General features: G+C 27.6%; 26 protein-coding genes. 1 reads left to right on the top strand and 25 read right to left on the bottom strand.

Features of this window, described 5'->3' with window-relative positions; genetic code table 4:
- Positions 1-8: 8 nt before the first annotated feature.
- The 15 genes from ruvB to udk form a co-directional block, all read right to left on the bottom strand.
- The gene (ruvB, locus tag STIUS_RS01910) at positions 9-944 is read right to left on the bottom strand and encodes a Holliday junction branch migration DNA helicase RuvB (protein ID WP_162649662.1); all 936 of its coding nucleotides are present in this window, start codon (positions 942-944) and stop codon (positions 9-11) included.
- Entirely contained in the window at positions 934-1,473 is a 540-nt protein-coding gene (locus tag STIUS_RS01905) for a hypothetical protein (RefSeq protein ID WP_162649660.1), read from the bottom strand. The genes ruvB and STIUS_RS01905 overlap by 11 nt, the downstream gene beginning before the upstream one ends.
- A 33-nt stretch (positions 1,474-1,506) precedes the next feature.
- On the bottom strand, positions 1,507-2,025 hold the full coding sequence (locus STIUS_RS01900) for a shikimate kinase (protein WP_162649658.1): 519 nt from the start codon (positions 2,023-2,025) through the stop codon (positions 1,507-1,509).
- 48 nt (positions 2,026-2,073) lie between these two features.
- Complete coding sequence (locus STIUS_RS01895; protein WP_162649656.1) at positions 2,074-2,811, bottom strand: HU family DNA-binding protein; 738 nt, start codon at positions 2,809-2,811, stop codon at positions 2,074-2,076.
- A 137-nt stretch (positions 2,812-2,948) separates the two neighbouring features.
- Positions 2,949-3,113: a 30S ribosomal protein S21 gene (gene rpsU / locus STIUS_RS01890; protein ID WP_162649654.1), complete on the bottom strand. Its 165-nt coding sequence runs from the start codon at positions 3,111-3,113 to the stop codon at positions 2,949-2,951.
- 149 nt (positions 3,114-3,262) lie between these two features.
- On the bottom strand, positions 3,263-3,982 hold the full coding sequence (locus tag STIUS_RS01885; protein ID WP_162649652.1) for an HU family DNA-binding protein: 720 nt from the start codon (positions 3,980-3,982) through the stop codon (positions 3,263-3,265).
- 47 nt (positions 3,983-4,029) lie between these two features.
- The gene (gene deoC, locus STIUS_RS01880) at positions 4,030-4,692 is read right to left on the bottom strand and encodes a deoxyribose-phosphate aldolase (RefSeq protein WP_162649651.1); all 663 of its coding nucleotides are present in this window, start codon (positions 4,690-4,692) and stop codon (positions 4,030-4,032) included.
- 12 nt (positions 4,693-4,704) lie between these two features.
- Positions 4,705-5,667 carry a Gfo/Idh/MocA family protein gene (locus STIUS_RS01875; RefSeq protein ID WP_162649649.1) on the bottom strand — a complete coding sequence of 321 codons (963 nt, stop codon included), beginning with the start codon at positions 5,665-5,667 and terminating at the stop codon, positions 4,705-4,707.
- Entirely contained in the window at positions 5,660-6,253 is a 594-nt protein-coding gene (locus STIUS_RS01870) for a hypothetical protein (RefSeq protein WP_162649647.1), read from the bottom strand. The genes STIUS_RS01875 and STIUS_RS01870 overlap by 8 nt, the downstream gene beginning before the upstream one ends.
- Positions 6,237-7,391 carry an N-acetylglucosamine-6-phosphate deacetylase gene (gene nagA, locus STIUS_RS01865; protein WP_162649645.1) on the bottom strand — a complete coding sequence of 385 codons (1,155 nt, stop codon included), beginning with the start codon at positions 7,389-7,391 and terminating at the stop codon, positions 6,237-6,239. Before nagA ends, STIUS_RS01870 begins: the two co-directional genes overlap by 17 nt.
- A gap of 23 nt (positions 7,392-7,414) precedes the next feature.
- Entirely contained in the window at positions 7,415-9,577 is a 2,163-nt protein-coding gene (locus STIUS_RS01860; RefSeq protein WP_162649643.1) for an ATP-dependent RecD-like DNA helicase, read from the bottom strand.
- A gap of 49 nt (positions 9,578-9,626) precedes the next feature.
- Entirely contained in the window at positions 9,627-12,215 is a 2,589-nt protein-coding gene (gene parC, locus STIUS_RS01855) for a DNA topoisomerase IV subunit A (protein WP_162649641.1), read from the bottom strand.
- Entirely contained in the window at positions 12,199-14,199 is a 2,001-nt protein-coding gene (parE, locus tag STIUS_RS01850) for a DNA topoisomerase IV subunit B (protein WP_162649640.1), read from the bottom strand. Before parE ends, parC begins: the two co-directional genes overlap by 17 nt.
- A 128-nt stretch (positions 14,200-14,327) precedes the next feature.
- The gene (locus STIUS_RS01845) at positions 14,328-15,362 is read right to left on the bottom strand and encodes a hypothetical protein (protein WP_162649638.1); all 1,035 of its coding nucleotides are present in this window, start codon (positions 15,360-15,362) and stop codon (positions 14,328-14,330) included.
- A gap of 37 nt (positions 15,363-15,399) precedes the next feature.
- Positions 15,400-16,011 (bottom strand): uridine kinase, encoded by a 612-nt coding sequence (gene udk / locus STIUS_RS01840; RefSeq protein ID WP_203234697.1) that lies wholly within the window; start codon positions 16,009-16,011, stop codon positions 15,400-15,402.
- Between the two features lie 83 nt (positions 16,012-16,094).
- Here udk and STIUS_RS01835 point away from each other — a divergent pair, with 83 nt between their 5' ends.
- Positions 16,095-16,685, top strand: coding sequence for an FMN-dependent NADH-azoreductase (locus tag STIUS_RS01835; RefSeq protein WP_162649636.1), 591 nt, complete (start codon positions 16,095-16,097; stop codon positions 16,683-16,685).
- 69 nt (positions 16,686-16,754) lie between these two features.
- On the opposite strand, the gene STIUS_RS01830 is transcribed toward STIUS_RS01835, so the two are convergent.
- The 10 genes from STIUS_RS01830 to rdgB all read right to left on the bottom strand — a co-directional run bounded on the left by STIUS_RS01830 (position 16,755) and on the right by rdgB (position 25,665).
- On the bottom strand, positions 16,755-17,183 hold the full coding sequence (locus STIUS_RS01830) for a dual specificity protein phosphatase (protein WP_162649634.1): 429 nt from the start codon (positions 17,181-17,183) through the stop codon (positions 16,755-16,757).
- A gap of 1 nt (position 17,184) precedes the next feature.
- Positions 17,185-17,916, bottom strand: a complete 732-nt coding sequence (locus tag STIUS_RS01825) for a hypothetical protein (protein WP_162649633.1) — start codon at positions 17,914-17,916, stop codon at positions 17,185-17,187.
- Complete coding sequence (gene truB, locus STIUS_RS01820) at positions 17,906-18,829, bottom strand: tRNA pseudouridine(55) synthase TruB (RefSeq protein ID WP_162649631.1); 924 nt, start codon at positions 18,827-18,829, stop codon at positions 17,906-17,908. Before truB ends, STIUS_RS01825 begins: the two co-directional genes overlap by 11 nt.
- A gap of 56 nt (positions 18,830-18,885) precedes the next feature.
- Positions 18,886-20,643 carry a YitT family ABC transporter gene (locus STIUS_RS01815; protein ID WP_162649629.1) on the bottom strand — a complete coding sequence of 586 codons (1,758 nt, stop codon included), beginning with the start codon at positions 20,641-20,643 and terminating at the stop codon, positions 18,886-18,888.
- 4 nt (positions 20,644-20,647) lie between these two features.
- Positions 20,648-21,154 carry a hypothetical protein gene (locus tag STIUS_RS01810; protein ID WP_162649628.1) on the bottom strand — a complete coding sequence of 169 codons (507 nt, stop codon included), beginning with the start codon at positions 21,152-21,154 and terminating at the stop codon, positions 20,648-20,650.
- Positions 21,155-21,162: 8 nt separating this feature from the next.
- Positions 21,163-22,686, bottom strand: coding sequence for a cytoskeletal motor fibril protein Fib (gene fib / locus STIUS_RS01805; protein ID WP_162649626.1), 1,524 nt, complete (start codon positions 22,684-22,686; stop codon positions 21,163-21,165).
- 100 nt (positions 22,687-22,786) lie between these two features.
- A complete protein-coding gene (locus tag STIUS_RS01800; protein WP_162649624.1) occupies positions 22,787-23,149 on the bottom strand; it encodes a hypothetical protein in 363 nt (120 codons plus the stop codon).
- 8 nt (positions 23,150-23,157) lie between these two features.
- Positions 23,158-24,531 carry a DEAD/DEAH box helicase gene (locus STIUS_RS01795; RefSeq protein ID WP_162649623.1) on the bottom strand — a complete coding sequence of 458 codons (1,374 nt, stop codon included), beginning with the start codon at positions 24,529-24,531 and terminating at the stop codon, positions 23,158-23,160.
- A gap of 8 nt (positions 24,532-24,539) precedes the next feature.
- A complete protein-coding gene (locus STIUS_RS01790; protein WP_162649621.1) occupies positions 24,540-25,061 on the bottom strand; it encodes a tRNA (cytidine(34)-2'-O)-methyltransferase in 522 nt (173 codons plus the stop codon).
- A complete protein-coding gene (gene rdgB, locus STIUS_RS01785) occupies positions 25,054-25,665 on the bottom strand; it encodes an RdgB/HAM1 family non-canonical purine NTP pyrophosphatase (RefSeq protein ID WP_162649620.1) in 612 nt (203 codons plus the stop codon). The genes STIUS_RS01790 and rdgB overlap by 8 nt, the downstream gene beginning before the upstream one ends.
- Positions 25,666-25,686 lie beyond the last annotated feature (21 nt).

Here is a 25,686-nt window from a genome sequence, read left to right as displayed (position 1 = left end):
AAATAATATTATAATTTTGACAATAAATTAACCCCTTTTTCAGTAATTGTTCTGCCTTTTGTTGTTTTTGTAATTAAACCGAGCTTTATTAAGATAGGTTCTACGTTGACAATTAATGTTCTTACTGGTATTCCAGTTATTTGAAATATTGATTCGACGCCTTGCGGTTTGCCGTTTTTTAAACTGTGTAAATAGTCAATGTCAATTTGATTTAGGCCAAATTCTACAATACCAATTTTTTTAAGTATCTCTGTAATGTTTTTCACAGTTAGATTTTTGTTTTCCAAAATGTAATAGTCGTTTACTCGTTTTATTAAATTGATGGCTATTCTAGGATTATTTTTACAGTGAGTAGATAATAATTTTGCACATTCATCATTTAAATCAATTTTAATTTTTTTAGAAGCTAGTTTAATTATTTGTTCCATTTCTTCTGTTGTATATTCTTTTAAATAAAATTGTATTGGAAATCTATTTAACAAAGGTGGCGGGATTTTATGAATTTCTGTTGTAGAAGCTATTAAAGTAAATTTGGGTATTTTTATTGTTATCACTTTAGAATTGTACTCTTTACCAACCATAACATTAATTACATTGTCTTCTAACGCTGGATAAAGTACTTCCAATATTGAAACATCAACAGCATGTATTTCGTCAATAAATAAAATATCATTTTCTTTCATTGTTGTTAAAGGAGAAATTAAATCAGATGGCTTATTTAAAGTTGTGCCATTTATGAAAGTTATTTTTTTCTCCATTTCATTTGCAATTAAAAATGAAAGACTGGTTTTGCCACAACCTGTTGTACCAAAAAATAAAACATGATCTAATGCTGTGGATTGCTTTTTAGCAGATTCAATGAATACTTGTAAATTATTAATTATTTGCTTTTGACCAATAAAGTCTACAAACTTTTTGGGTCTAAATATATTATTAAGTTTCATTTAATGAGATATTTATAATTATATTTTTAATATATTCATCTATTGAATTTATTTTGTCTACTTTTTGAATGGCTGTATAAATTTGATTTGTCTGATATCCTAATTTTTTTAAAGTTTCTATTACTTTTTTGTCCTTTGTTGTTTTCTTAATATTGAAAAAATATTTATTTAATTCATCAATTAATAGTTCAACTGTCATAAGCTTTAATGGTGTTTTATCTAAAAAAGAATTTATGTTGTATTTTTTGACATCCTCTTTTAGATCTTCGTAACTATAACTAGAGAGTAATTGTTTAACAATCGTCTCTCCTATTCCGGATAATTTATGGAGATATCTAATTAAATCTATTATTTGTTTGTCATTTGAAAAATAATTTATATCTGTATAATCACTTTTTAACTGATATAAAAAGAATTTTTTATTTTTTGTCTCTTTATCAAAGCAAATACCTTTATACCCAATTTGGTTTAGTTCTAAGAAAATTTCATTGTCAATGATTTCAATTTTGTCTGCTTTTATGTAATACATGTTTATCCTCCATGTTATTAACGTCATTAAAAGTTAAAATTGTTTTATTTTTTTAAAATTTTCTTCAACTGAGTCTTCACCATTTAAGTAAATTATTTTTGCTTGTGTTTGAGATTTTATAACTTCCAATTCGGCCATATGACAAAGATGTGTTCCACCTTTTGTTACATCTGTTTCATTAAAGTAGTTTTTAGCTCAGATTAAAAAGTCTAAACCGTTTTCTCCATAATTTGGATTTCTCTCTATACGTTTTACTAATCGCTCAATTCTTTTATCCTCATTTAAAGATAAATATATAATTATGTCTTTATCCATTAAGTGCGTTTTGTTTCAAGAAAAAATACTTCCAGACACTACTCAGTTATCTCTGTCAATATATAAATCTTTTAAAAAAATTTGTTCTCGTTCTTTGATACTGTTTGGAACATTATTTTTTGCATCCTTTCAATAATATTTATCAGTATCAATAAAGTTAATCCCTAATTGGTTTGAAATATATTTTCCAAGTGTAGTTTTCCCAGAGCCAGATGCTCCGATTATTTGAATTTTCATATAAATATAATAACAAATAAAAAAATACCCAAATAGGTATTTTAAATGTTATTTTTTAGCTTTTTTCTTTTCTATAGCTTCTTGCTTTTCAATTGAATCTTTCAATTGTTTTGCTGCTTTAAATTTAACAAGTGTAATATTTGGTATTTCAATTTCCTCACCAGTTTTTGGATTAATTCCTTTGTGTGCTTTAATTTTATTTAAAGTGAAACTACCAAATCCTGCAATTTGAACCTCATTGCCTGATATTAAACTTAACTTAATTTCGGCAAAGATTAAGTTTAAAACTTTGTTAACAACTTTTTCATCAACGTCTGTTATTTTTTCCATAACTCTGTAAACAATTTCTTTTTTATCAATAACAATACCTAAAGTATTTTGTTCTATTTTTGAAAGTTTAAGTTCTGAAGTGATACCAAATTTTTTCAATCTGAATTGTTTTAAAATAGCTGCGTCACGTCTTGTAACTGGATCTGTGTCGATTGAATATCTTTCACGTAAATCCATTGGATTATTTGTACCACCTTGGTTAATTTCATTCATTATTCTTTCTTTGTTTTCTACAGAAAGTTTAACTCCATCAGGTAACATATCTTTAGAACCGTCACCTTTTTTAACTGCACCCATTTGTCTTGATTGCATAATTAAATCTTGTTTACTTGTATTTGCTTCTAACACTTTTGGTCTATCTGGTGTTCTACCAACGTTAGCTTTTGGGGCAACTCCATCACCGTTTAACCCTTCCATTGGTTTTCTTTTATCTTTTTTATCTCTTGAATTGTACATAATTGCTCCTGTATGTATAAATTAATTATATCAAATGTAATATAAAAAAAATATTTTTTTCATTTAAACCCCATTTTGTGTACTTTTTTTAGAGAAAAAAGATAAAAAAAACAACTTATTGACTAAGTTGCTAATTTTTATTTAAATTTTCTATTAATTTTTTGTTCATAGATTCTCATTTCTTTTTTATTTAAGAAATATTCTCTTTTTCTAGCTTCAGCTTTGTTACCAGCTGCTGCTTTTTGAAAACGTTTTAACGCTCTTTCAATAGTTTCGCCTTCGCGTACTACTATACCTGCCATTTAAATTTCACCGACCTTTTAATTTACGTTAAATATATAATACCATAAACAATTTAAACCCTATCTATATTTTTTCATTTGTGTTTTGAAAAAGTAAAAAGATTATTTTAATGACATTAAAAAAACAACTCATAAAAGTTGTTTGTAAATTATTTTATATTTAATATTTCTTTCAATTTTGTTGATGCTTTTAGCTTCACAACAGTTGTTTCAGGAATTTCAATTCTTTCACCAGTTAAAGGATTCATACCAATTTTTGCTGCTCGTTTTTCTAATAAGAAGTTTGCAAAATCATCTAATCAAACACCTTCACCTTGAATTAAAGCTAATCTAATTTCTTCAAACATATAAGTTACAAATGTTTTTGAGCGAGTTTTTGGTAATGCAAAAGTTGAAGCAACTTTTTCAGTTAACTCAATTTTTCCAATTCTCGGACGACCTTCTTTTGTAACTTTTTTTTGTTTTAGATCTCAAACAACATTATCACCATCAACTACATTTTCAATTGGAGTTTGTTCAATTTGTTTTGCAACTTCAGCTCTTTTGATTGTTGGCGCTTCATTGTTTGCCAATTGTAATACAGTTGAGTAAATTTTCATAAAATTAACTCTTCTTCTTTGAATGTTTCTTTCTTGATCTGTAATTTCATATATTCTTGAACCAATAAAATTTTGTTCAACTATACATTGTTCTAAACTTACATTTTCTTTTTTAATATTTATTTCTAGGATTCTCAAAACATTACCTGGATTTTGAGAAATTTCATCTAGCAAAATGTCAGTAAACATATTTGATTCTATTGTGTCATCAATTTTGAAATTATCAGCTATAACGTCAAATTCAATAACAATTTTTTCATTATTTGTCATCTTTGTTTCTCTCTTTACAAAATTAATTATATATTTGTTTTTTAAATTTAATACCCTGATTTTGAATCTTTACCTTCCATGATCATTACGCCACGGCTAGTACCAATTCTATTTGCACCCAATTCAATCATTTTTATTGCATCATCTTTATTTGATACTCCACCTGCAGCTTTAACTAAAGCACGAGTTCCTACAGTGTCTTTCATCAGTTTGACAACCTCAAAAGTTGCTCCTCCTGTTGAAAATCCAGTTGAGGTTTTGACAAATTCAGCCTTAGCTTCAACACATAGCTCGCATGTTTTGATTATTTCTTCTTTTGTTAATAAAACTGTTTCAAAGATCACCTTTAAAATAGTTTTACCAATTGCAGTTTTAACTGCTTTAATGTCATTTAAAACAACATCCCAGTTTCCTGATTTAATTTCTCCAATATTTGCAACCATATCAATTTCAGTAGCGCCTTTTGAAATCGCATCTTTAGCTTCAAAAGCTTTTGATTCACTTGTTGTTGCTCCTAATGGAAATCCAACTACTGTTGTTATTCCTACGTTTGAATCTTTCAAAACTTGTTTTGCCAAAGCAATTCTACCTGGATTAACACAAACTGTTGCAAAATCATATTTTTTTGCCTCTTCACATAAAGCAATAATCTCTTTATCTGTTGCCTTTGCAGCCAACAAAGTGTGATCAATATATTTATTTAAATTCATAGTTTACTCCTTTTATTGGTCATCTTCGACCATATTTAGTACTCTAATTATCTCACAACTTAGAGATAAGATATTGTCCCTAAGTTTAAAATCATTATTTAGAATCATCTTTATAAACAAATCAAGTATATATTTAAACCCACTTTCTTCATTCTTTTTAAACAGTATTTTATTTTCATTTGTTAATCTGTTATATATTTTTATATCTTCAAGCATAGTTAGTGCCCCAAAGCTTAATGTAGCATCTTCAGAAAGTATTTCTGAACCAATAACTCCAGTTGCAGATTTAGAACACATAATATTTGTTAACGTTCCGTTTTCGTGTTTTATGATTACAGCATCGTTTACATTAGTATTATTTAATAATTTTTGTCCAAATGATTTAACTTCTTCTGCTGCACCAAATAAAGCAATTGCTAAAGCAACAGGATAAATTAGCATATCATAAGTTGATCCCTTACCCAATATTTCGTCAAATGGTCCTTTATAGATACCATTTTTAACATCAGGCATTCTACTTGAATATTGATTCATTGATAAGTTTGCGCAAAATGCATTATGCTTGTTATTAAATTCAATTAACTCACCAAATTGAGGTAAATGAATTGTTTTCATTGCTTCCATTAAAATAACATTATTCATTTTTGCAATTTGAGCTAACTCAATTGACTCTTCATAAGTAAATGTAATTGGTTTTTCAACTAAAACATGTTTTTGTTGGGCTAAAAAGTATTTTGCCTGCTCATAATGTAAACCATTTGGTGAAGCAATATAAACTGCGTCTATATTTTCTATCATATCTTGAAAGCTAGTCACTACTGTAGTTTTAAACATTTTGTTCTTTTCTACAAACAATTTACCTTTATTTTTATCCCTAGTATAGAGACAAGTAAATTTAATAATTTTAGATTTTACTGCTTCTTGAAGAAATTCTTCAGTAATTCAGCTTGTTCCAATTGTTCCAAATCTAATCATTTTTATCCTCACTATCTTTTAAATTTTCTTCTTCACTGTTAAATATATTTTCAGCAGTTGCAGTATCAGCTGAATACTGTTGTGCAATAACCAAATCATTTTCTCTTGCTTTGACTTCAAATTTTGTCGCGACTATTGAAAATTCATTAAATCTTGCAAGGTATTCAAATACGCTAGCAGAAAACGACATTAAAGCAATTGATACCAAACTTAATATCCATCAAATTAAATATTTGTCTTTGTCTACACTTTTTACAATTGATAATCAAATAATTACAATTAAAAAAGATAACACAACAAGTGAAACAGTAAGAATATATCATTTTTTATCCTTATTATTTAGTTTGTAGTTTGATTTTTTGTGTAGTGAAAATCTTAATGTGAAAAAAAATATAAACAAACATGCAGAAATTAATAGTATAACAATATCTGTAATTATTATATTTTCAGCCGGAATTAAATCTTTTGAAAAAGGTCCCAAATAAAACAAGAAGACTGCAAGTATTAGTAAAAAATAACCAATTGAAAAGGCATATTTTGTATAAATATATTGTCTTGGATTCAGATTATTATTTTGTAAATTCAACTTTTCCATTTGCGATTGTTTTTTGGACTTCTAATTTGTCATTAACAAATACTAAGTCTGCCTTTTTCCCTATTGTAATGCTTCCAGTTTTGTCAAAAATACCTAAGTGTTTTGCAGCATTAATAGAAGTCATTTTTATTAATATTGATAAATCATTTGTAGTTAAACCAATTGCTGATGCCATCGTTCTAACGTTGTGATCATAGGTAGCACCAGCAGCAGCTAATGTTTTTCCATCACTTAAAGTAACTTTCATTCCCTTTTTAATAACAGCTAAAGGACCTAAGAAATAGTCTCCATCAGGTAACCCTTTTGCATTCATTGAGTCTGTAATAATAATCAAACGGTTTGGACCTATATTGTTGTAAGCCATTTTTAGTGTTTCTGGATGAACATGAATTCCGTCAGTTATTAGCTCACACATAACACGTTTGTCGTTCATAGCGCCAACTACTAATCCTGGATTATAATGGTCAACACCTGTCATAGCATTAAATAAGTGTGTAACATTATTTGAGCCTTTATTTATAAACTCTTTAAATTGCATTGCATTAACTGTTGTATGACCGGTTGAAGGAATTACTCCTTGTTTTGATAGGTGTTCAGTAAAATTGCCAACAGAGTTTTCAGGAGCATATACAACTACTTTAATATTATTACCTGATAACTTATTATAAGCATCAAATACTTTTGGATCTGGATTTTGTAGCAAAGTAGGCTCATGTGCTCCTTTTTTTTCTTTTGAAATAAAAGGTCCTTCCATGTACATACCATAACAAGTTGCACCATTTGGAGTTTGGTTTTTCATAAACTCACTAAAAATTGGAAATGACTTATTAATTTGCTCATTTGACATTGTTACAGTTGAATGTAAATAAGAAGTTACACCCTCTTTAGTTACTTTTTTTCTATAATTATCAAATTTATCTAACTCAAAATCATTGTGGTCTATACCATATCCACCATGTCCATGCATATCGATAAATCCCGGCAAAACAAATTGTCCGTTTGCATCAATAACCTCATCTCCATTTAATACTGATTCAGAAATATTTTTAATTAAACTATTTTCTATTTCAATGGAACCATTTTTTATAATTTTATCTTCTAAGACAATATTTGCATTTTTTATAATCATAAGAACTCCTTTAATTAATTATACTATTTTATTAATTTAGATAACGTTGTATTACGTTTCTCTGTTTTCTTTGAACAAGCATTTAAAAAATCATTTTTATCTGCAAAAATAATCAACTCACTTTTTGCTCGAGTAATGGCTGTATAAATTGTTTCTTTTGAAATTCTGTTTCTTGTATTTCAATTACTTGGATCTAATACAAATATTATTTTGTTATATTCACCACCTTGAACTTTGTGCACACTTGTAGCGTAAGCAAGTGTCAGTTCTTTCAGAGATTCACCCTTAATTTCAATTTCTCTGTCTTTAGATTTAATTTTAACTACTTGTTTTTTAGAAGACCCAATATTATCAATATCAATTACATATGAAATGTCTCCATTATATAATTCAATTTCATAATCATTTTTTGTAAACATTGTTTTATCGTTCAATTTGAATCTTGATTTTATTTCTGATTTTGATGTATTTATTTCTTGTAAATGTTTGTTAATGGCATTAATTCCTCGATCTTTTTCTTTTCCATAGAAAGGAGAAATAACTTGAATATGTTCAATACTTTTTTGTAAATCAGAAGGCAATCCTTTGTAATATTCAGCTGTTAACATTTTATAAAAATTTTGATTGTCAATATCTGATATAAATTTTAAATCTACAGTATCAACTAAGTCATTAATTTCAACACTTGAATTTGAGATTTTATTAGCTAGCTCAACAATTGATGCACCCTTAACTCGATTATTTTCTACTAATGTAGTTGTAACAATTTTATTAGATTCAATTAAATCACTAAATACATTACCAATACCAATTGAAGGTAGTTGGTTTACGTCTCCAAGTATGACAATTCTTTTAACCCCTTTTGACTTGTTAAGCAGATATTGGAACAGTGCCGCATATGCCATTACAGCCTCATCAATGATTAGTAGATCGGCATCTATACCAGCATTAGATATTTCATATTCAGCTTCCTCATTGTTAATAACTAAGTAACTGTGAAAAGTTTTAGCATTTAAACTAAACATATCTCTAATTCTTGATGCTGCCCTACCTGTCGGACATAAAATTGCATAATCTTTTATTCCCAATAATTCATCTGCCGATTTAACTATTGCATCAATTAAAGTTGATTTTCCAGTTCCTGGTCCACCATTAATTATTGAAACAGGATTATCCAAAAAACTTTTAATTGCTTTTCTTTGTTCGGTATTTAAACTAAATTTATTTGATTTGTTATAAAAATCAAAAAATTGAGAAACATCTTTTTCATTTTGTTTTTGAATTGATTGATTGTTTATTTGATTAATACTTTCAGCTATAGTTTGCTCGTGTCTAAAACTTTCAGGTGTATAAATTTTTTTATCATTAAAGATCAATACTTTATTTTTCTTTGCATACTCAATAAAAGCACTTAAAATTTCTTGAGTATTTTTACCAGTTGCCGTATTTGCAAGATCCAATGCTTTTTCGAGATTAACATAACTATGACCCGATTCCTCAAGATATTTTTTTATACTAAATCAACCATATCAACTCAATGCTATATTATCGACCTTATTATTGTTATAAGCCAAATAGATATTCATTGCGTCATCAAATGGAAAATAATTGACTTTTACTAAATCAATAAAGTTATCTTCTTTGAATTTTTTGGTAATAAGTTCACTATCTTGCATATATTTTTTAGCATAAATCGCTAGTACATTTTGATTTAACTTGTTTATTGAAAAAAACTCAATTACTTCTTGAAGTTTATAATGTTCCTTAACTTTTTGAATAACTATTTCTGTTTTATCAGCTGAAAGTTTTATTTTAGAACGAAATTCATTTTCATTATCAATGATTGTTTTAATTGGATCTTTGAAATGGCTTAAAATTTTATTTGCATCTGTCTTTGTAATTGAAGGAAATAGTTTAGAGCTAAATAATTCAACATAGTCTTCTTCTTCAAGTTTGTTTTCAATATAAACTTCGCTAACTTTAAAAATTTTATTATTATTTTTTGGAGAGCTTTCAAAAACACCCTTCCATTTATAGATTAACCCGTCTTTAAAATCAAAAGGAAAAAAAACTAAACAAGTAGCTGTTTTATTTTTTTCACCTGTTAGACCAACAGTTAACATGGTCCATTTTTCTTCTTTTCTTATTATTGTTTTAACTCGTGCTTTAAATTCTGTTTGGTTCATAATTTAATTTTATAGTGTTAAATAAAAAAATACCCAAAGGTATTTTTTATTAATCTAATAAATCGTCTAAATCCAACATTAATTCTTCAGTTTTAATTTCATCAATATTTTTACCATTGACCATCATCGAACTTATATTAGCTGTTAGCATTACTGTACTATCATCCTTTTCTTGTGGTGATGGAGGTATGTCACCATTATCAATTATAAATGTTCTTTTTAACGCAGCAAACTGAACTCCACTTTCGTCAATGCTAATAATTTTTGACTCTAATGACTGTGATTTGAATTGCTTTAAATCTAACGTTGTAACAACATCAGAACTATCTAAAATTGCAATTTTTTCACCATTTTTTACATTGAATGCATAACTTGCAAAATCAGGTTTAGAAACTGAAACTGGAAATGATCTAACACCACGTTTTGGTCTAGACATTACTGGAATTAAAGTTTGTTTAATACGTTTAATTCCACCTCTTTCTGTAATGATAAATAATTCGTCGTTCTTGTCAAATACTCTACCAGCTACAACGTCTTCATTTTTTGAAACCGTAGATTTAACACCTTTTGAACTAGGTGATGATGATGGAATTTCATTGATATCATATTTAACTGTAAATCCTGTTTTAGTTAACATAACAACATATTCTGTTTGTGATGTAACTAGTGATGCTGAAACAACTTCGTCGTCAGCTCCTAAATTTATAATTTTGAAAGCTCTGTTAAATGTTTTTGTTTCAAGATTTTCAACTGGAACACGCTTAATCATTCCCTTTTTAGAGGCAATCAATATTTCTTGTTTTGCATTTTCAAAGTATTTAACAACAAATACAGCAAGAATATGGTTTTCTCCAGAAAACGGTGCAATTTTATTTATGTGCATTCCAATATCTTTTCATTTTGATTCTGAAATTTTATATGCTGGTAGTAAATAGTATGTACCATCAGAACATACAAGTATTAAATTATCTAATGAAGATACTTCAACTGTTGAAATCCACATATCATGTGGCTTTCTTGCAAAAGATTCTTGAGTAAGTTTATTCTGAGCAATATATTTCTGATCTAGAGACTTAATATATCCATCTTTAGATATTCAAATTTTGTAATCTTTTTTTACAATTGTTTCTTTAAAATCAATTTCAATGTTTTCAATTTCATCAATAACTTCAGTTCTTCTTTCAACACCATAATCTTTTCTTATTACTGTCAACAATTCAATTAACTCTTGGTCAAGAACTAATTTATCGCTAATAATATCTTTATAATGTTTTATTGTATTTTCTAATTCTTTTGCTTCAGCTGTTAATTTGTGAACATCAGTAGAAGAAAGTCTATATAGACGTAAATCTACAATAGCAATAGCTTGAACTTCTGAGAATTTTAATTTTGAAATTAATTTTTCAATTGCATCAGATCTGTTTGTAGATTTTCTAATTATTTCAATAACTTGATCTAATATTGAAACTGCTTTTACTAAACCTTTTACAATTTCTAAACGTTTTTCTGCTTTAACTAAATCAAATTTAGTTTTTCTTAAGAATACTTCTCCTAAGTGATTAATATAAGCTTTTAAAATATCAATCATACCCAATAATTGAGGTCTTTTATCTACAATAACAACATTGTTATAGTTATAACCTACTTGTAATGGAGTATTTTTTAATAACCACTTTCTTGCAATCTCAACATTTGCATCTTTATTTAATTCAATAACAATTCTTAAACCATTACGATCAGTTTCGTCGCGAATATCTTTGATTTCCATTTGAGGGTTATCTTCAATAGCTTCACCAATTTTTTTAACTAAATCTTGTTTAACTATTTCATATGGAATTTCAGTAATAATAATGTTTCCATCTTCAATATGTGTTTTAGATTGAATAACTACTCTTCCACGACCAGTTGCCAGAGCCTCAAGAATTCCTTCTTTACCCATAACAACTCCACCAGTTGGGAAGTCAGGACCTTTAATTATTTTAGAAATTTTATCAAGTGAAGAATGTGGTCTTTCAATTAATCTAATTGTTGCATCTAAAATTTCATTAAAGTTATGTGGCGGTATATTTGTCGCATAACCAGCAGCAATTCCTGTTGAACCATTTACTAATATATTTGGAAAATATGCAGGTAAAACAGTTGGTTCAGTTTCTGAATCATCAAAATTTGGTGCTCATTGAACAGAATTCTTTTTAAGGTCTCTTAATAATAACTCTGCTGTCTTAGATAAACGTACTTCAGTATAACGCATCGCAGCAGCACTATCACCGTCAATTGAACCATTATTACCATGCATATCTGACAAAGGTACATTTAGTTTTCAATATTGTGACATACGCACTAGAGCTTCATAAATTGATGTATCACCATGTGGATGGTACTTACCAATTACTTCTCCAACAACTCTGGCAGACTTTTTATATGCCTTATCGTGGAATAATTGTATTTCATTCATTGTATAAAGAATACGTCTTTGAACTGGTTTTAAACCATCCCTAACATCTGGTAATGCACGCTCTTGAATAATATATTTTGCATAACGACCAAAACGATCACCCATTAGTTCGTCAAGAGCATAATCAATAATGTTTTCTTCAGGTATAACAACCTCTTCTGGTTTTTTAGTCTTCGGCGCCATTGTTGCTTTCTCCTTCATCTGTGATTAATACTTCATCTGTTTCATCGATCGGTTCGAATTCAATATTGTCTTCAAGTGTAAATTTAACATTCTCTTCAATTCATTCTTTTCTTTTTTCTGCTTTATCACCCATTAGAGTTCTAAAAGCGTTTTCTGCAAGAAGAGCATCGTTAATTGTTACTCTAATTAATTTTCTTGTTAATGGATCCATTGTTGTTTCCCAAAGTTGATCAGCATTCATTTCTCCTAATCCTTTGTAACGTTGAATTTCTATTTTGTTTTTATTTTTTCTAACATAATCTGCTAATTCATCTTCAGTTCATAAGTAAAAGAAATTTTTAGAACCTGAAGGAGTTACTTTAAATAATGGAGGTAAAGCAATATAAATTTTTTTCTCTGTTATTAGTTCTTTCATATATCTAAAGAAGAATGTTAATAATAGTGTTTGAATATGAGCTCCATCCGTATCAGCATCGGTCATGATAATTATTTTTCCATAATTTGCATCAGAAATATCAAAGTCTTGACCTAATCCAGCACCAATTGAATTAATTATTGCTGTAATTTCTTCATTTTTTAATAAGTCTGCAATCTTTGTCTTTTCGGCATTAATAACCTTACCACGTAAAGGTAAAATAGCTTGAAATTTTCTATCACGTCCAGATTTAGCTGAACCTCCAGCTGAATCCCCTTCGACTAAAAATAACTCATTTAATAACTTATTTCTACCTTGAGCAACTGTCAGTTTACCCAACATTGATTTTGATTTACCTTTTGTTTTTTGATCACGAATAGCTTGTCTTGCTTTTCTAGCTTCTTCTTTTGCTCTACGAGCTAAAACAGCTTTTTCAACAATCTTTTTACCTACTGGTCTATTTTCAGTTAATCATCACTCTAAACGATCAGTTACAACTTTTTCTACAACATATCTTGCTTCAGAAGTTCCAAGTTTTCCTTTTGTTTGACCTTCATATTGTATTAATTTTTCTGGAACTTTAACTGTAACAACAGCAATCATACCTTCTTTTAAATCATTTGAATCAAATCTTTTATCTTTATCTTTAAGGATTCCCTCTTTTTTTGCAAAATCATTTAGTGACTTTACAATTCCTGTTTTAAATCCAGTAACGTGTGTTCCACCTTCACTTGTTTTTACATTGTTAGCAAAAGATAGTAATGTTTCAGAATATTCTTCAGTATAAGCCATTACTATTTCAACATCAATTTCTTGTTCTTTTCCCTTAATTATTATTGGAGAAGTAACTTCTTTTGCGTCACCACGTAGTTCTTTAATAAACTCAACTAGTCCATCTTCAAAAACATATTCAATACTTTTATCTTTTCTTTTATCTTCAATTGATATTTTTAAACCCGAGTTTAAAAGAGCTGACTCTTTTAATCTTTCAGAAATTGTGTGAAATGAAAAAACTGTCTCACTAAATATTTTTTTATCTGGCAAAAAATTAATTGTTGTACCTGTTTTTAATGAATTTCCTACAACTTTTAAGTCACTACTTAATTTACCACCATCTTTAAATGATATTTCGTGTTTTTTACCATCACGATAAACTGTAACGTCAAAAGTTTTAGATAAAGCGTTAACAACTGATGATCCAACTCCGTGAAGTCCACCAGATGTTTTATAGCCATCTCCACCAAATTTACCACCAGCATGTAAAACTGAAAAAATAACTTCTGGAGTTGACTTTTTCATTTGCTTATTATATCCAACTGGAACTCCACGTCCATTATCAATTACAGTTATAGAGTTATTTTTCTCAATAATAACTCTAATTTCTGTACAGTATCCAGCTAGTGCCTCATCAATTGAGTTATCTACAATTTCTCAAACTAAGTGATGAAGTCCTCGCCCATCGGTTGAACCGATGTACATACCTGGTCTTTTTCTAACGGCATCTAATCCTTCTAGAACTTGAATCGAATCATCTGAATATGTCGATTTCTTTTTTGCTTCTGCTGCCATTTCTTGTTTCCTTTTATACCAATATATATAACACAAAAAAAATAGACATTTAATTTTTTTATTTTTAAATGTCTATTTTTGAATTTTTTTCATTTGAATTGCTATTATTTTCATTAATAATAAGTTAATTAATCAAGCCCAACTAAGTATCTAACTGATCTTGCAAAGTTTAAAATATCAGCATTAATGTTTTTTGTAACAAAATCAATAACTCTTTCTTCAGAAGTTGCAAATGCATTTTTGACAATTGAAATTTCACCTTGATAATTTGATGTCTCTGCAGTTCTACAAACAACTACACCTTCTTCTTTAACAACAAGACCATGGAATGTAATGTGGTTTCTTTTTCTTGAACTATCTAATAATGAATCAACAAATTCATTATCAAACATTTCAACTGCTCCAGCTTCATTTTCACATTCATCATCAACAAAAAACTTAGTATTAAATTCTTCATTATTTGTTTGAAAAAATTCTTCTCTTGCAGATCCAGTAATAACACTAACACCTTTATATTTTTTAACTAGTGGTTGGTTTTTTCAAATTAAATTATAAATATTAATTACCTTTTTAGATTTTGTTTCCAAACCTTTTTTTCTATTTGCTGCAATAACTCTCATTGGCACACGTTTTAAAATCACTGACTGTGATTGAAACACTAATTCATGACCTTTATAGTCAAAAGTAGCTGTATTTTTATCAAATGGTAATGAAAACAAATCTTGGTCTTCATAAAAGCTAAAAGCATCTCATTTTTTTGTATTATTAAATATTAGTTTTGAATGAACAATATTTAAACTTTTAAATGTTAAACCTTCATATTTAAGTATTTTATTAAATGATTTTTTATAAATATTTTCTAAATCAAGTGAGTTAATATATTTTCTAATTTTTGCTGTAGTTCTAACTAAGTTGAAAGATAATATAATTAACATTCCAGCAACTAATAATGTTGCAACACATGTAATTGGAAGTATCACATGTCAAATATCTTTCATTTCTTGAACGATTACTACGAATGGTAAAATTGAAATCAAACCACAGAATATAATTGATAAAGTTATAATAAGAGTGATCATAACTCTCGAACCCCTAACCAATTTTCTTAATTCAGAAAAGTCTACAGATGATTCTAGTTGTCTTTTAATAAATTCTAAACTCATAATTTCCTTTGTTGTAAATATAATAATATTTTACAACTTATTTTTTAATAATTTGCTTAATTTTTGAAGCAATTAAATCAGCTCCAGTAGAATTAAACTCGTAAAATGGGATTATTATATCCGCATGCTGAATTGATGGCTTAACAAAAGTTTGATGCATTGGTTTTACTGTTAACAAATATTGAGTAATAACATCATCCATTTGTCTACCGCGTTCAGAAATATCTCTTGATAAACGTCTAATAAAACGTATGTCACCTTCTGTCTGAATGTATAATTTGATATCGGCAAGATCACGTAATTCTTTAAAGTGAAGTGCAAGAATACCGTCAACAATTAAAACTTTAGTTGGTTTTATTTTAATTGTCATCTTATCTCTATCGTGATTTTCAAAATTATAAACTGGTACATCAATTGATTTACCATTTTCAAGATCTTTAATATCAGAAATCAACTTTATAATATCCACAGCTTTTGGATGATCAAAATTGAATATCTTTCTTTCTTCAAGAGTTAAGTGTGACAAAGGAAGATAATAAGAATCCATTGAGATAAAAGCAACATTTTCAGAATCAATTGAATTTGCAATTGAATTTGAAATTGTACTTTTTCCAGAACCCGAACCTCCTGCAATTAAAATAACCTTCATTTTCACCCCGCACATTACAAACAATTATATTACAAGACATACAATAAAGGTATAATATATTCATATTTTAAGGAGAAAAAAATATGTCAAAAATATTATTTTTGAATGGTAGCCCCATTCCTACAAATAACTCAAAATCATTTGCGCTTGTAACTAAATTTATTGAAGAATATAAATTGATAAATCCAAATGATGAAATTATTAAAAGAGATTTAAATGAAATTAAATTAACTAACTTGAATTCATCAAATATGGCAAACTTCTTTGACCAATCTGATGAATTTATTAATGAATTACTAAGTGTTGATAAAATTATTATTAACGTTCCTATGATTAATTTTGGATTACCTACTATTGTAAAACAATGATTTGATTTAGTTTGTGTTGCTAATAAAACGTTTACATATAAATATGTAAAAGAAACACGCGAAACTGGATTAGTTAAAAATATAAAAAATGCTATGATTATTAATACTATGGGTGGAACTACTGAAAAATATAATTTTGCAAATGTTGCAACTACTGTTAAAGATCTATTTGCATTTTTAGGAATTAAAAATACAAATATTATTCAAGTACAAGGGATGAAAATGGACCCAAGGTCTAGTCAATCAACTGAAGACTTATTGAAAGAATTTGATTCACAAATCAAGGCTGAAGCTAAAAAATTTTAGTAAAAAAAGTACTCATTATTTTGAGTACTTTTTTTATTTTAAATAACCTTTTCTTATAAAAGTAATTTCTTAAAAATCATATGGAAAATTATTTTTCAAGAAACTTTTCCATCCTGGATTTGGTGAATGATTTGGATAAATCTTGTGAAATTCATTTTGAGCACTTAAATAAGTGTCACCTTTTAAATAACCATTTCTAACCATAAACATAAATACAAGAGATGCACTGCGATTTATTCCCCACATACAGTGAACATAGATCTTCTTATTTGCGATATTATTTTCAATTTCTTGCAACGACTTTAATATCAAGTCCTTGTCTAAACTATACGGATAGTCTTCAAAATTAATATAAGTAACAGAGTCGGTTTGATTAAAAAGAGTTCCACTAGGTCCTTTATATAACTCTTCTGCACATGATATTCTTAATTCAGTATCTATAGGAGCTGAATTTCTATCTCCTAAATATAAGTTATCTATTATTTTTTTCATTCCCATACTAAAATTCCTCAATTAATTTAATAATTTTTACAGACATTGACTCAAGAATATCTCTAGTCATGTTATCAACAATTGTCATTCTTCCTATCTTATTATTAATTTCTACTGAATATATTCCATTTTTAAAATTTAAATCATTTGCTAATTTGAAAGTTCCATCTGAATTACTTACAAACTGAGCTTCAAAATAGTAACCCATTAAATTGTTAAACGCTTCAAAATTGTTTGAGTTAATATACTCCCGAGCTTTAGTTGAAGAAGTATGCATTTCTCTTTCAAAAACTATAACATTCTCCTTTCCCAACTTCTTAATTAATGATTCTAAATTTCCTTGTGCTTTGTATCCAAATTTGATGTCTGATCCAACAATCACTTTCTTAACTTTTAAAATGTTAACAATATAGTCTAAAAAGTCGTTATAAGATGTTGACTTGGTGTAATCATTTACTTGCATTTCAAATATAAAATCAATATTAAATTCTGAGTTGATTTTTTCATATTTAGTTTCATTAGAAAACAACTTAAATGTATTTTTGCCTATTTTTTCTTCAAAAGTAAATACTGATGAACTATAGTTAAATTCATCTGCAATTTCTTTTGTTTTTAATAGAATGCTTTTATGAATTGAATGTAACCCATCAAAAAAACCAATACACATTACATTTGAGTTGATTTTAAAGTTAAATTTCTCATCTTTATTAAATATAATTTTGTGCAAATTATTCACCATGTAATTCCACCTTTTGTGCAATTGTCATATTATCTTTGTCTGTCTCTCATAATCCACGCTTGCACTTGTATATACCTTTAGCAACACGAACATAAATAGCTTGAATTTCATTATTTGTATTACTTAGAAATATAGTTTCTTCTTTTGCATTTATTTTGATTGATTTACCATGATAAATTTCTTTTAAATTTTTGTGTTCATAAATTGGATATTCACTCAAAATAAGTCCCTGATAAATTGTAAATATATTTTCCAATTTAAGTTTATCTAAATCAGTGGCCTCTTCGATACCAAAAGCTCCAGATTTAGTACGGTGTAAATATGTTACATATCCTATTGTTTTCAATTCCTTTGCAATATCTAGTGCTAAAGATCTAATATAAGTTCCTTTAGAGCAACTTGCAACTAATGTAATTTCGTTTGTTTCTGTATTAAAAGATTTTAACATCAAACTATAAATGGAAACTTCTCTAGAATTGATATTTGGTGCTTCTCTTCCACCATCACGAGCATATTCATATAAACGTTTGCCATCTACTTTAATTGCACTATATAAAGGTGGAAATTGCTGATACATATAACCATTGTATTTTTTAATTACCTTATTTAAATCTGATTTAAAAATCTTAAAGGGTTTTTGCTTTTCTATTATTGGTCCTTCTGAATCCAATGTTTCGGTTGTTTCAAAAAGTTTAATTGTGAATTCATATTCCTTTTTAGCAGAAAGGAAAAATTCAGATACTTTTGTCGCTTGATTTACTAATACAACCATTAATCCACTTGCAAGTGGATCTAAAGTTCCAGAATGCCCAACTTTATCTAAATTGAATTTTTTCTTAACTTTTTGTACCAAATCATTTGATGTTATACCTGTAGGTTTATTTATTAAAAAATAACCTGAGCGTGTTTTCATATAGTAATTATCTTACAAACAAATAAAAAAAGATATATGAATATATCCTTTTGTCATTATTTACGCTTTGCTTTTGCTAATTTTTGTTTTAATTGTTTTCTATATTTTACTGTGGCAATTTGTTTAATCTTTTCAATTTCACTTGTGTTGTCATGTAAGTTTCTAATAATAATATCCCTATCTTGGTTTTTATTTACTTCGTAGCTAAACATACCTTTAACTGCTGTTGTTGAAATAATATTAATTCTGATATCAGGATCAATTAAAAACAGTTCTTTTTCAATTGGTGTTCACTCCATTACTGGCATTGTGATCATTAACATGTCAGTGTGAATATAGTTACCATTAACATGGTTAATTCCATTTCAGTGTAAGACATCATTTGAATAACCTAATTCCAATAATTTAGTATTAATTTCTTTTGATTTATTTGTATTAATAACAAATGTTGAAATTTTGAATTTTGGGAATGAAAGGTTTGTTGCAAAACCAGAAGATAAAATCAATACTAGTGAAGCAAACAGTGATGGACCTAAAATAAATCTAACTTTAATTCCAAATAAAGCTCCAGATGAAAGACCTTTCCCATCAAAGCCGTTTAAACAAGCTCCAATTACAATTTGTTCATAGACTTGCTCTTTTATTGTAGAATCAAAAATTCCTTCACTATCTTTGAATTTTTCTAATACCCTTTGAACCAAAGTTTCTTTGTTTCCTACAATGTTAGTTTCACCATTTAAAAATGAAGATAATAAATCATTTAATTGTACAGAGTTACCGTTCTCAATTATGTTTGGATCCCCATTAACGTAAGCTCTAATTAAATTTTCTAGTAGTTCATTATTTGCAGCATACTCTCAGGAATTGGTACTTCCATTCATTATCATGTCAATTTTAATGTCAGCACCTATATTTGCTATTGGCATTACTGCGGTATTCAATATAATTACCACAAATAAAATACATAAGTTGATGTTTTTATTTAAAGCTCCAACAGGTTTGTGAAACTTAGTACTTAAATATACTGATACAAAATCCAGACCACCTGTAGATGATCCTAACTTATAAACTATTGAATATGAAAATCCCAAAAATAATCCAGCAATTAAACCAAATATAAATAACCAATGGGCATTATTTCAAGAAGCACCATTATTATTTAATAATTGATAGTTAACAATAACATGAAAATCTGTTGGATTTATATAAGGTAGATTTTGTATAATCTGGTCAAATCCAATTTGAAGACCAATGTATACAACTGTTAGTATTGTAAATTTCTTACCTAGCTTAATAAATCCAAATATAATTAATGGAATATTAATTGCAAAATAGTAAACAAAGTAAAGTGATGATTGTAGTTTTATACTATCAGAAGTTAAAATTGATAAGAAACGTGCAAAAGCTCCCACCCCTGCTGGATATAATCCTGTTTTACCTGTAATTGAAATAAAGTAATCAAATGTAATTGTTACTAGAAGTGCACATAATGCAACTTTTAATACATCAAAAAATAATTGGTATCTTAAATAGTGCCTCATTAATAATGTTTTTTCACGTTTAGATAAAATTTGAGATTGATATATTTCTAATCCTTCGCTATCAATAGTAATTGAATCATCATTGATACCCATGTCTTTATTTGAATTAGCTCGACGTAAACGTTTATTTAAATGCTTTATTTCAGTCTTATCAATTACATCATTGTGTTCATAAGTTTCTGGCTCATCTGATAAAACAAAAATTTCTTCTGTTAATGATTCTTTATTCGCCTCTTCAACTATTAAATTTTTGTTTTTATCTTTTAAATCCATAAAATTATCCTTTAAATTTTTCTGCATTTTCACGTGCAGTGTTAGCCATAGCTAAATTTATGTTTGAGTCTTTATTTTTATTTTTCTGTCTAGTTAATATTAACTCTCTTAATACATCGGAATCATAGGCACTTTTACCAGACTTCTCAGCTTCTTTTATAATATTTGCCTCAATAATATCCTGTGGATCAGTTCATGAGTTTTGTTTCATATTATCATTTTTTAGCCTAGCATTCTTAAGAATATTATTAATATCATTTTTACTTACAGATTTAGTAGTATATACGTTTTCAGATAACTTAACTTTTGGCATTTCCACTAGCTTACTTTTCTTAGAGATTTCTTCTTCAAATGATTTTTTAAGTTTCAAATATCTATCTAAAAAATATCTATCTTTCAAAAAGTTGTCTATTGTTTGTTCAGTAACTTCAGGTTCTCCAATTAGCATTAAGTCAACAAAAGCATCAATTACCAACGTTTTCATTAATTCATCTTTTTCTTCTTGTCTCATAAATTACCTTAAGCTTTATTAATATCAATGTTTATTTTAATTGATCCTACTTTTTGTTGGTCATAGTCGTCTCTTAATATATCTACAAGGACAAATGACTTATCAACTTTTTGTAGACTGTTTATTTTAATTGTTGTATTAATTTGATTTTGTGTTTCTATATCAATGTCTAAAGTAAGTCCATTATCTAGTACTACTTTTATAAAAATAACAATTTTTTTAAATGGAGATTTTACTTTTTCTAAATAGAAATTAAGGTATTTAATAAATTCATTTTTTAATAAAGCCTTAGCTATTTTAAAATCTTGTAATAACTCATGATTTTTAATATTAGTTAAATAAAAACTTGGTTGTGTTAATAAAGAAACAACTAAACTCTTGTCAGAAATAATAACTCCATTGAATGAATAATAATCCTTATTCTCACATTTAATTGCAATTTGCTTTGCAATATACTTACAGTAATCTTCAATTGATAATCTTTTTTTATGTGGATTTGATCTTGTTGACTTATTCAATAAAATATTTGATGGAGAAATCTCCATTGAATCTAAATATCTTTTTTTATTTTCTCAAAATTTTGATGTTGAATACATCTCTGATTTTGATTCTGCAATGACATTGTTTTCACGTGATCAGTCCATTAGTACAAAATCTACAGCAATTGGATTCAATCTTTTTGCGTCAGTTATAAATAAGGAAGGACCCATACCTGAAATAAAATAATGTGCATTTTTATGAAACTTTTTAATTCAAGCAACGTCATAGAAGTAAAATAAATCATTAACCACTTCTAATTCCATTTCATTTAAGTCGTTAAAATCAATATCTACATCTAAAACAAGTAAATTAATTAACTTAATAATTACATATTTCATCTTATTTGTTGCTTCAATAATTCTAATATTATGCAAAGGATCATTTTCCCAAGATAACATTGCGTTTGAATAAATAACCTTTAATGCCATAAAATCAATTGAAGATTTTCGTGCAATTTGTGCCAGAACTCCAGCTTCTGTGTCTATGACATCAATACTAAAACCAAATTTAGATATCATATCTTTGAACTGATCTGAATTGTAAATAAGTGTATCTGCCGTACCAATTACACCTTCATTCATTCCCAATTTAAAATTCTTAATTTTAGTTATGAAGTCATGTGTAAACGTATAATTTTCTGGTTCATCCAACATTTGACCATATTTCACATCTTCAAATACTGTTAAATCAGAGTCACGATATATAAAGTTTGACCCAAAAACTACGTCACCAGTTTTAAAATTTTCGTTTGTTGATAGAGCAATATCAACGTTTAATAATAACATTAGCTTTGGAAACTTTTCAGTAATATAAGTTAACGCCATTGCAGCATTTGCCTTACCAACACCAGTGGTAATTAAAAGGTATTTAATACCTTTATATGAAGCTTGCTGAATAACAACGTTTTTTCATCAATATTTTTTTTCCAATTTAAAGCCATCAAATACCTTTTCATTTAACTCAAAATACGTTGTTGAAATTATACCAATCATACTATCCCTTAATCTCTATTTATAAATAATTATACTTAATAAATAGTGTTTATTATTAACCATTAGCATTAAAAAAAATAAAAAAATGGTCATAACCATTTTAAATATCATTTTTAATAATTGAAATTGTCAATGAGAACTCGTTCACAACAGTTCCATTAATAAATTCACCAATATGTTGTCCCTTTTTAGTTGCAGCTGAAACCATCAATTTCATTTCATGCTCCTCAACTAAACCAATTAATGAACCAACTGTTACTAATTCTATTAAGTGATTTTTTTGTGAAAATATAGGATCATTTTCAATAAGAACTCCGTATTCCAAAAAACTCAATCAACCATAACCAGTTACTTTAGCATCAATTATTTTGTACTCTCTAACAATTTTGTTAATAATTTTAGATATTTCTTCACCAGTATTTAAATACACTATAAGATCTAAACCCTTTTCTCTCAGTTCCATACGTTCGCCTATCCTTCGTTATCAAATAAATCTTTACGACGTTTGATATATCTTTCCTTTTTAATTTTTGCAATACTTTCTTTAATGTGTTTTCTTCTTGTGTCTTTTTTTAGTTTTTCAATTTCAGCTTTTCTTTTTGCTTTATATCCAGGTTTCACTCTTCCACCTTTAAATTTGTTAATAATTTTAGCCTCTTCAATTTCAAATTTAGTATTTGTTTTTTTAGTAAACTGTTTTTTTTCTCTAATTTTAATATCAACTATTTGACCATCAGACACTTTCATATTACTGAACTCAATGTTCATAGATTTTAATTTATCTACTAAGCTTTGGTTTTGTGAGTTAAATAGTACATAACTTTCACCTTGATATTTATTTCTACCTGTTCTACCACTTCTGTGAATGTAATACTCTAATTCGTTTGGTAAGTCAACTGAAATAACATGACTAACTCCGTCAATATCAATCCCACGTGCTGCAATATCAGTTGCAACAATGTATTTAAATTCCATATTTTGAATTCTTTTTTGCATATTAGTTCGTTGTCTTGGATCTAAACCAGCATGTAATTCACCTATGTTTTCAATGCCATACTCTTTTAATCAACTAATAACGGTTGGTACATATTGTTTTGTATTTACAAAAATTAAACAAACATATGGGTTGATTTGGTTCAAAAGAATTTTAAATATTAATTTATTTTCCTTATTTCTTGTTCAAATTAAAATATTTTTAATATTTGTATTCATCGGATTTTCTTTTACAATGTTAATAAGTTTAGCTTCACTAAAGTATTTTTGTAAAAAAGGTTTTAAATCTTCTTTCATTGTTGCTGAAAATAACGATACTTTTGCATTATTATTTATCTTTGAAATTAAAAAGTCTACGTCTTCAATAAATCCTAAATCAAAAATCATATCACATTCATCAATTACAACTGATTTTGCAGTAGTAATTTTCAAATGTCTATCATCATATAATCTCCTTAATCTAGTTGGAGTACCCACAACAATTGTTGGTTGAATTTTTAAATTATTGATTTGACTTGATAGATCCTCACCACCAATTAATAATTGAGCTTTTATTGCAGGATTAAATTTACAAATTTGTTTTATATTGGCAAAAATTTGACGTGCAAGTTCACGAGTTGGAGTAACAATAACACATTGAATTTTATCTAGATTGTCTAAATCTATGTTATTAAAAATAGGTAAAAGAAAAGAATGAGTCTTACCAGTACCTGTTTGAGATTGCGCAATTACTGATTCATTTTTATTTAATATTGGTATAACTTTTTGTTGAATTAAAGTTGGATTTTCAAATTTTAATTCTGTTAAAGAATCATTAATAAAATCTTTAAATCCGTAATCTGCAAATATCATTTGGCCTCCTATATTTTATCTAAGTAATCTTCACCCTTTTCTACTTCAACTTTAGAAAGGCTTAGATAATCTCATTGTCTTAATACTTCATATACCGCAACAGTTACTGTGTTTGATATATTTAAACTTCTTCCAGTGTCTACCATTGGCAATCTGAAACAATTTTCCTTGTTAGATTTTAGTATATTTTTATCTATACCTGTTGATTCGCGTCCAAACATTAAAAATACTTCGTCCTGAATTAAATCAAAATTAAAATCTGAAATTGGTTTCTTGCCATATCGAGTTAGGCAAAATATTTTTGGGTCTTTATTTTTAGATATAAAGTCTTCTCAATTATCATATCTAACATATTCACAACCCTCAAAGTTATTTGCAGAACTTCTGGCAAAATTTCTTTTATCAAATATAAAACCAAATGGTTCAATCAAATGCAGTTTAGCATCAGTTAATGCACATGTTCTCATAATTGAGCCAACATTATTATGGATTTCTGGCTCGAATAAAATAACGTTTATTTTTCTACTCATTTTCTTGTTCCTCTAAAAATGATAATAATTTTTTAACAGCATTTTTTCTGTGACTATTCTTATTTTTGAAATCAAATCCCAACTCTGCAAAAGTTTTACCACCTCCACCAATTGGCTCAAAAATTTGATCATATCCAAATCCTATTTCACCTCTTGGTTCTTTAGAAATTAATCCTTCAATAGTTCCAACAAAAGTTTTTTCAATTCCTTTAATTGGATCGCAATAAGCTACACAAGTTCTCATTGTAGCTTTATTAGCTATTTTTTCTAGTTTATTTTCTTTGATCTTATCTAAAATTTTAATACATAGCTCGAAATCAGAAAAACCCTCACCAGCCCACCTTGCTGAGTAAACACCAGGAAAGTTATCTAGTGTTTCAATAAAAAGCCCAGAATCATCTGAAATTGCTATTTCGTTTGTCAGTTTAGCAAATGTTCTTGCTTTAATTAAAGCATTTTCTTTTAATGTGCTTCCTGTTTCTAAAATATCCAATGAATCATCAAAATCCTTAACTGATTTAACATTATAGTCATTCATTAAGTCTTTAAAATTTTTTATCTTACCTTCGTTAGTTGTTGCTATTCAAATTGTTTTAGATTTCATGAATTGATTATACTTTATAAT

Source organism: Spiroplasma sp. TIUS-1 (assembly GCF_010365785.1).
Lineage (GTDB): Bacteria > Bacillota_I > Bacilli_A > Mycoplasmatales > Mycoplasmataceae > TIUS-1.
This window is presented reverse-complemented; position numbering and strand designations above follow the sequence as displayed.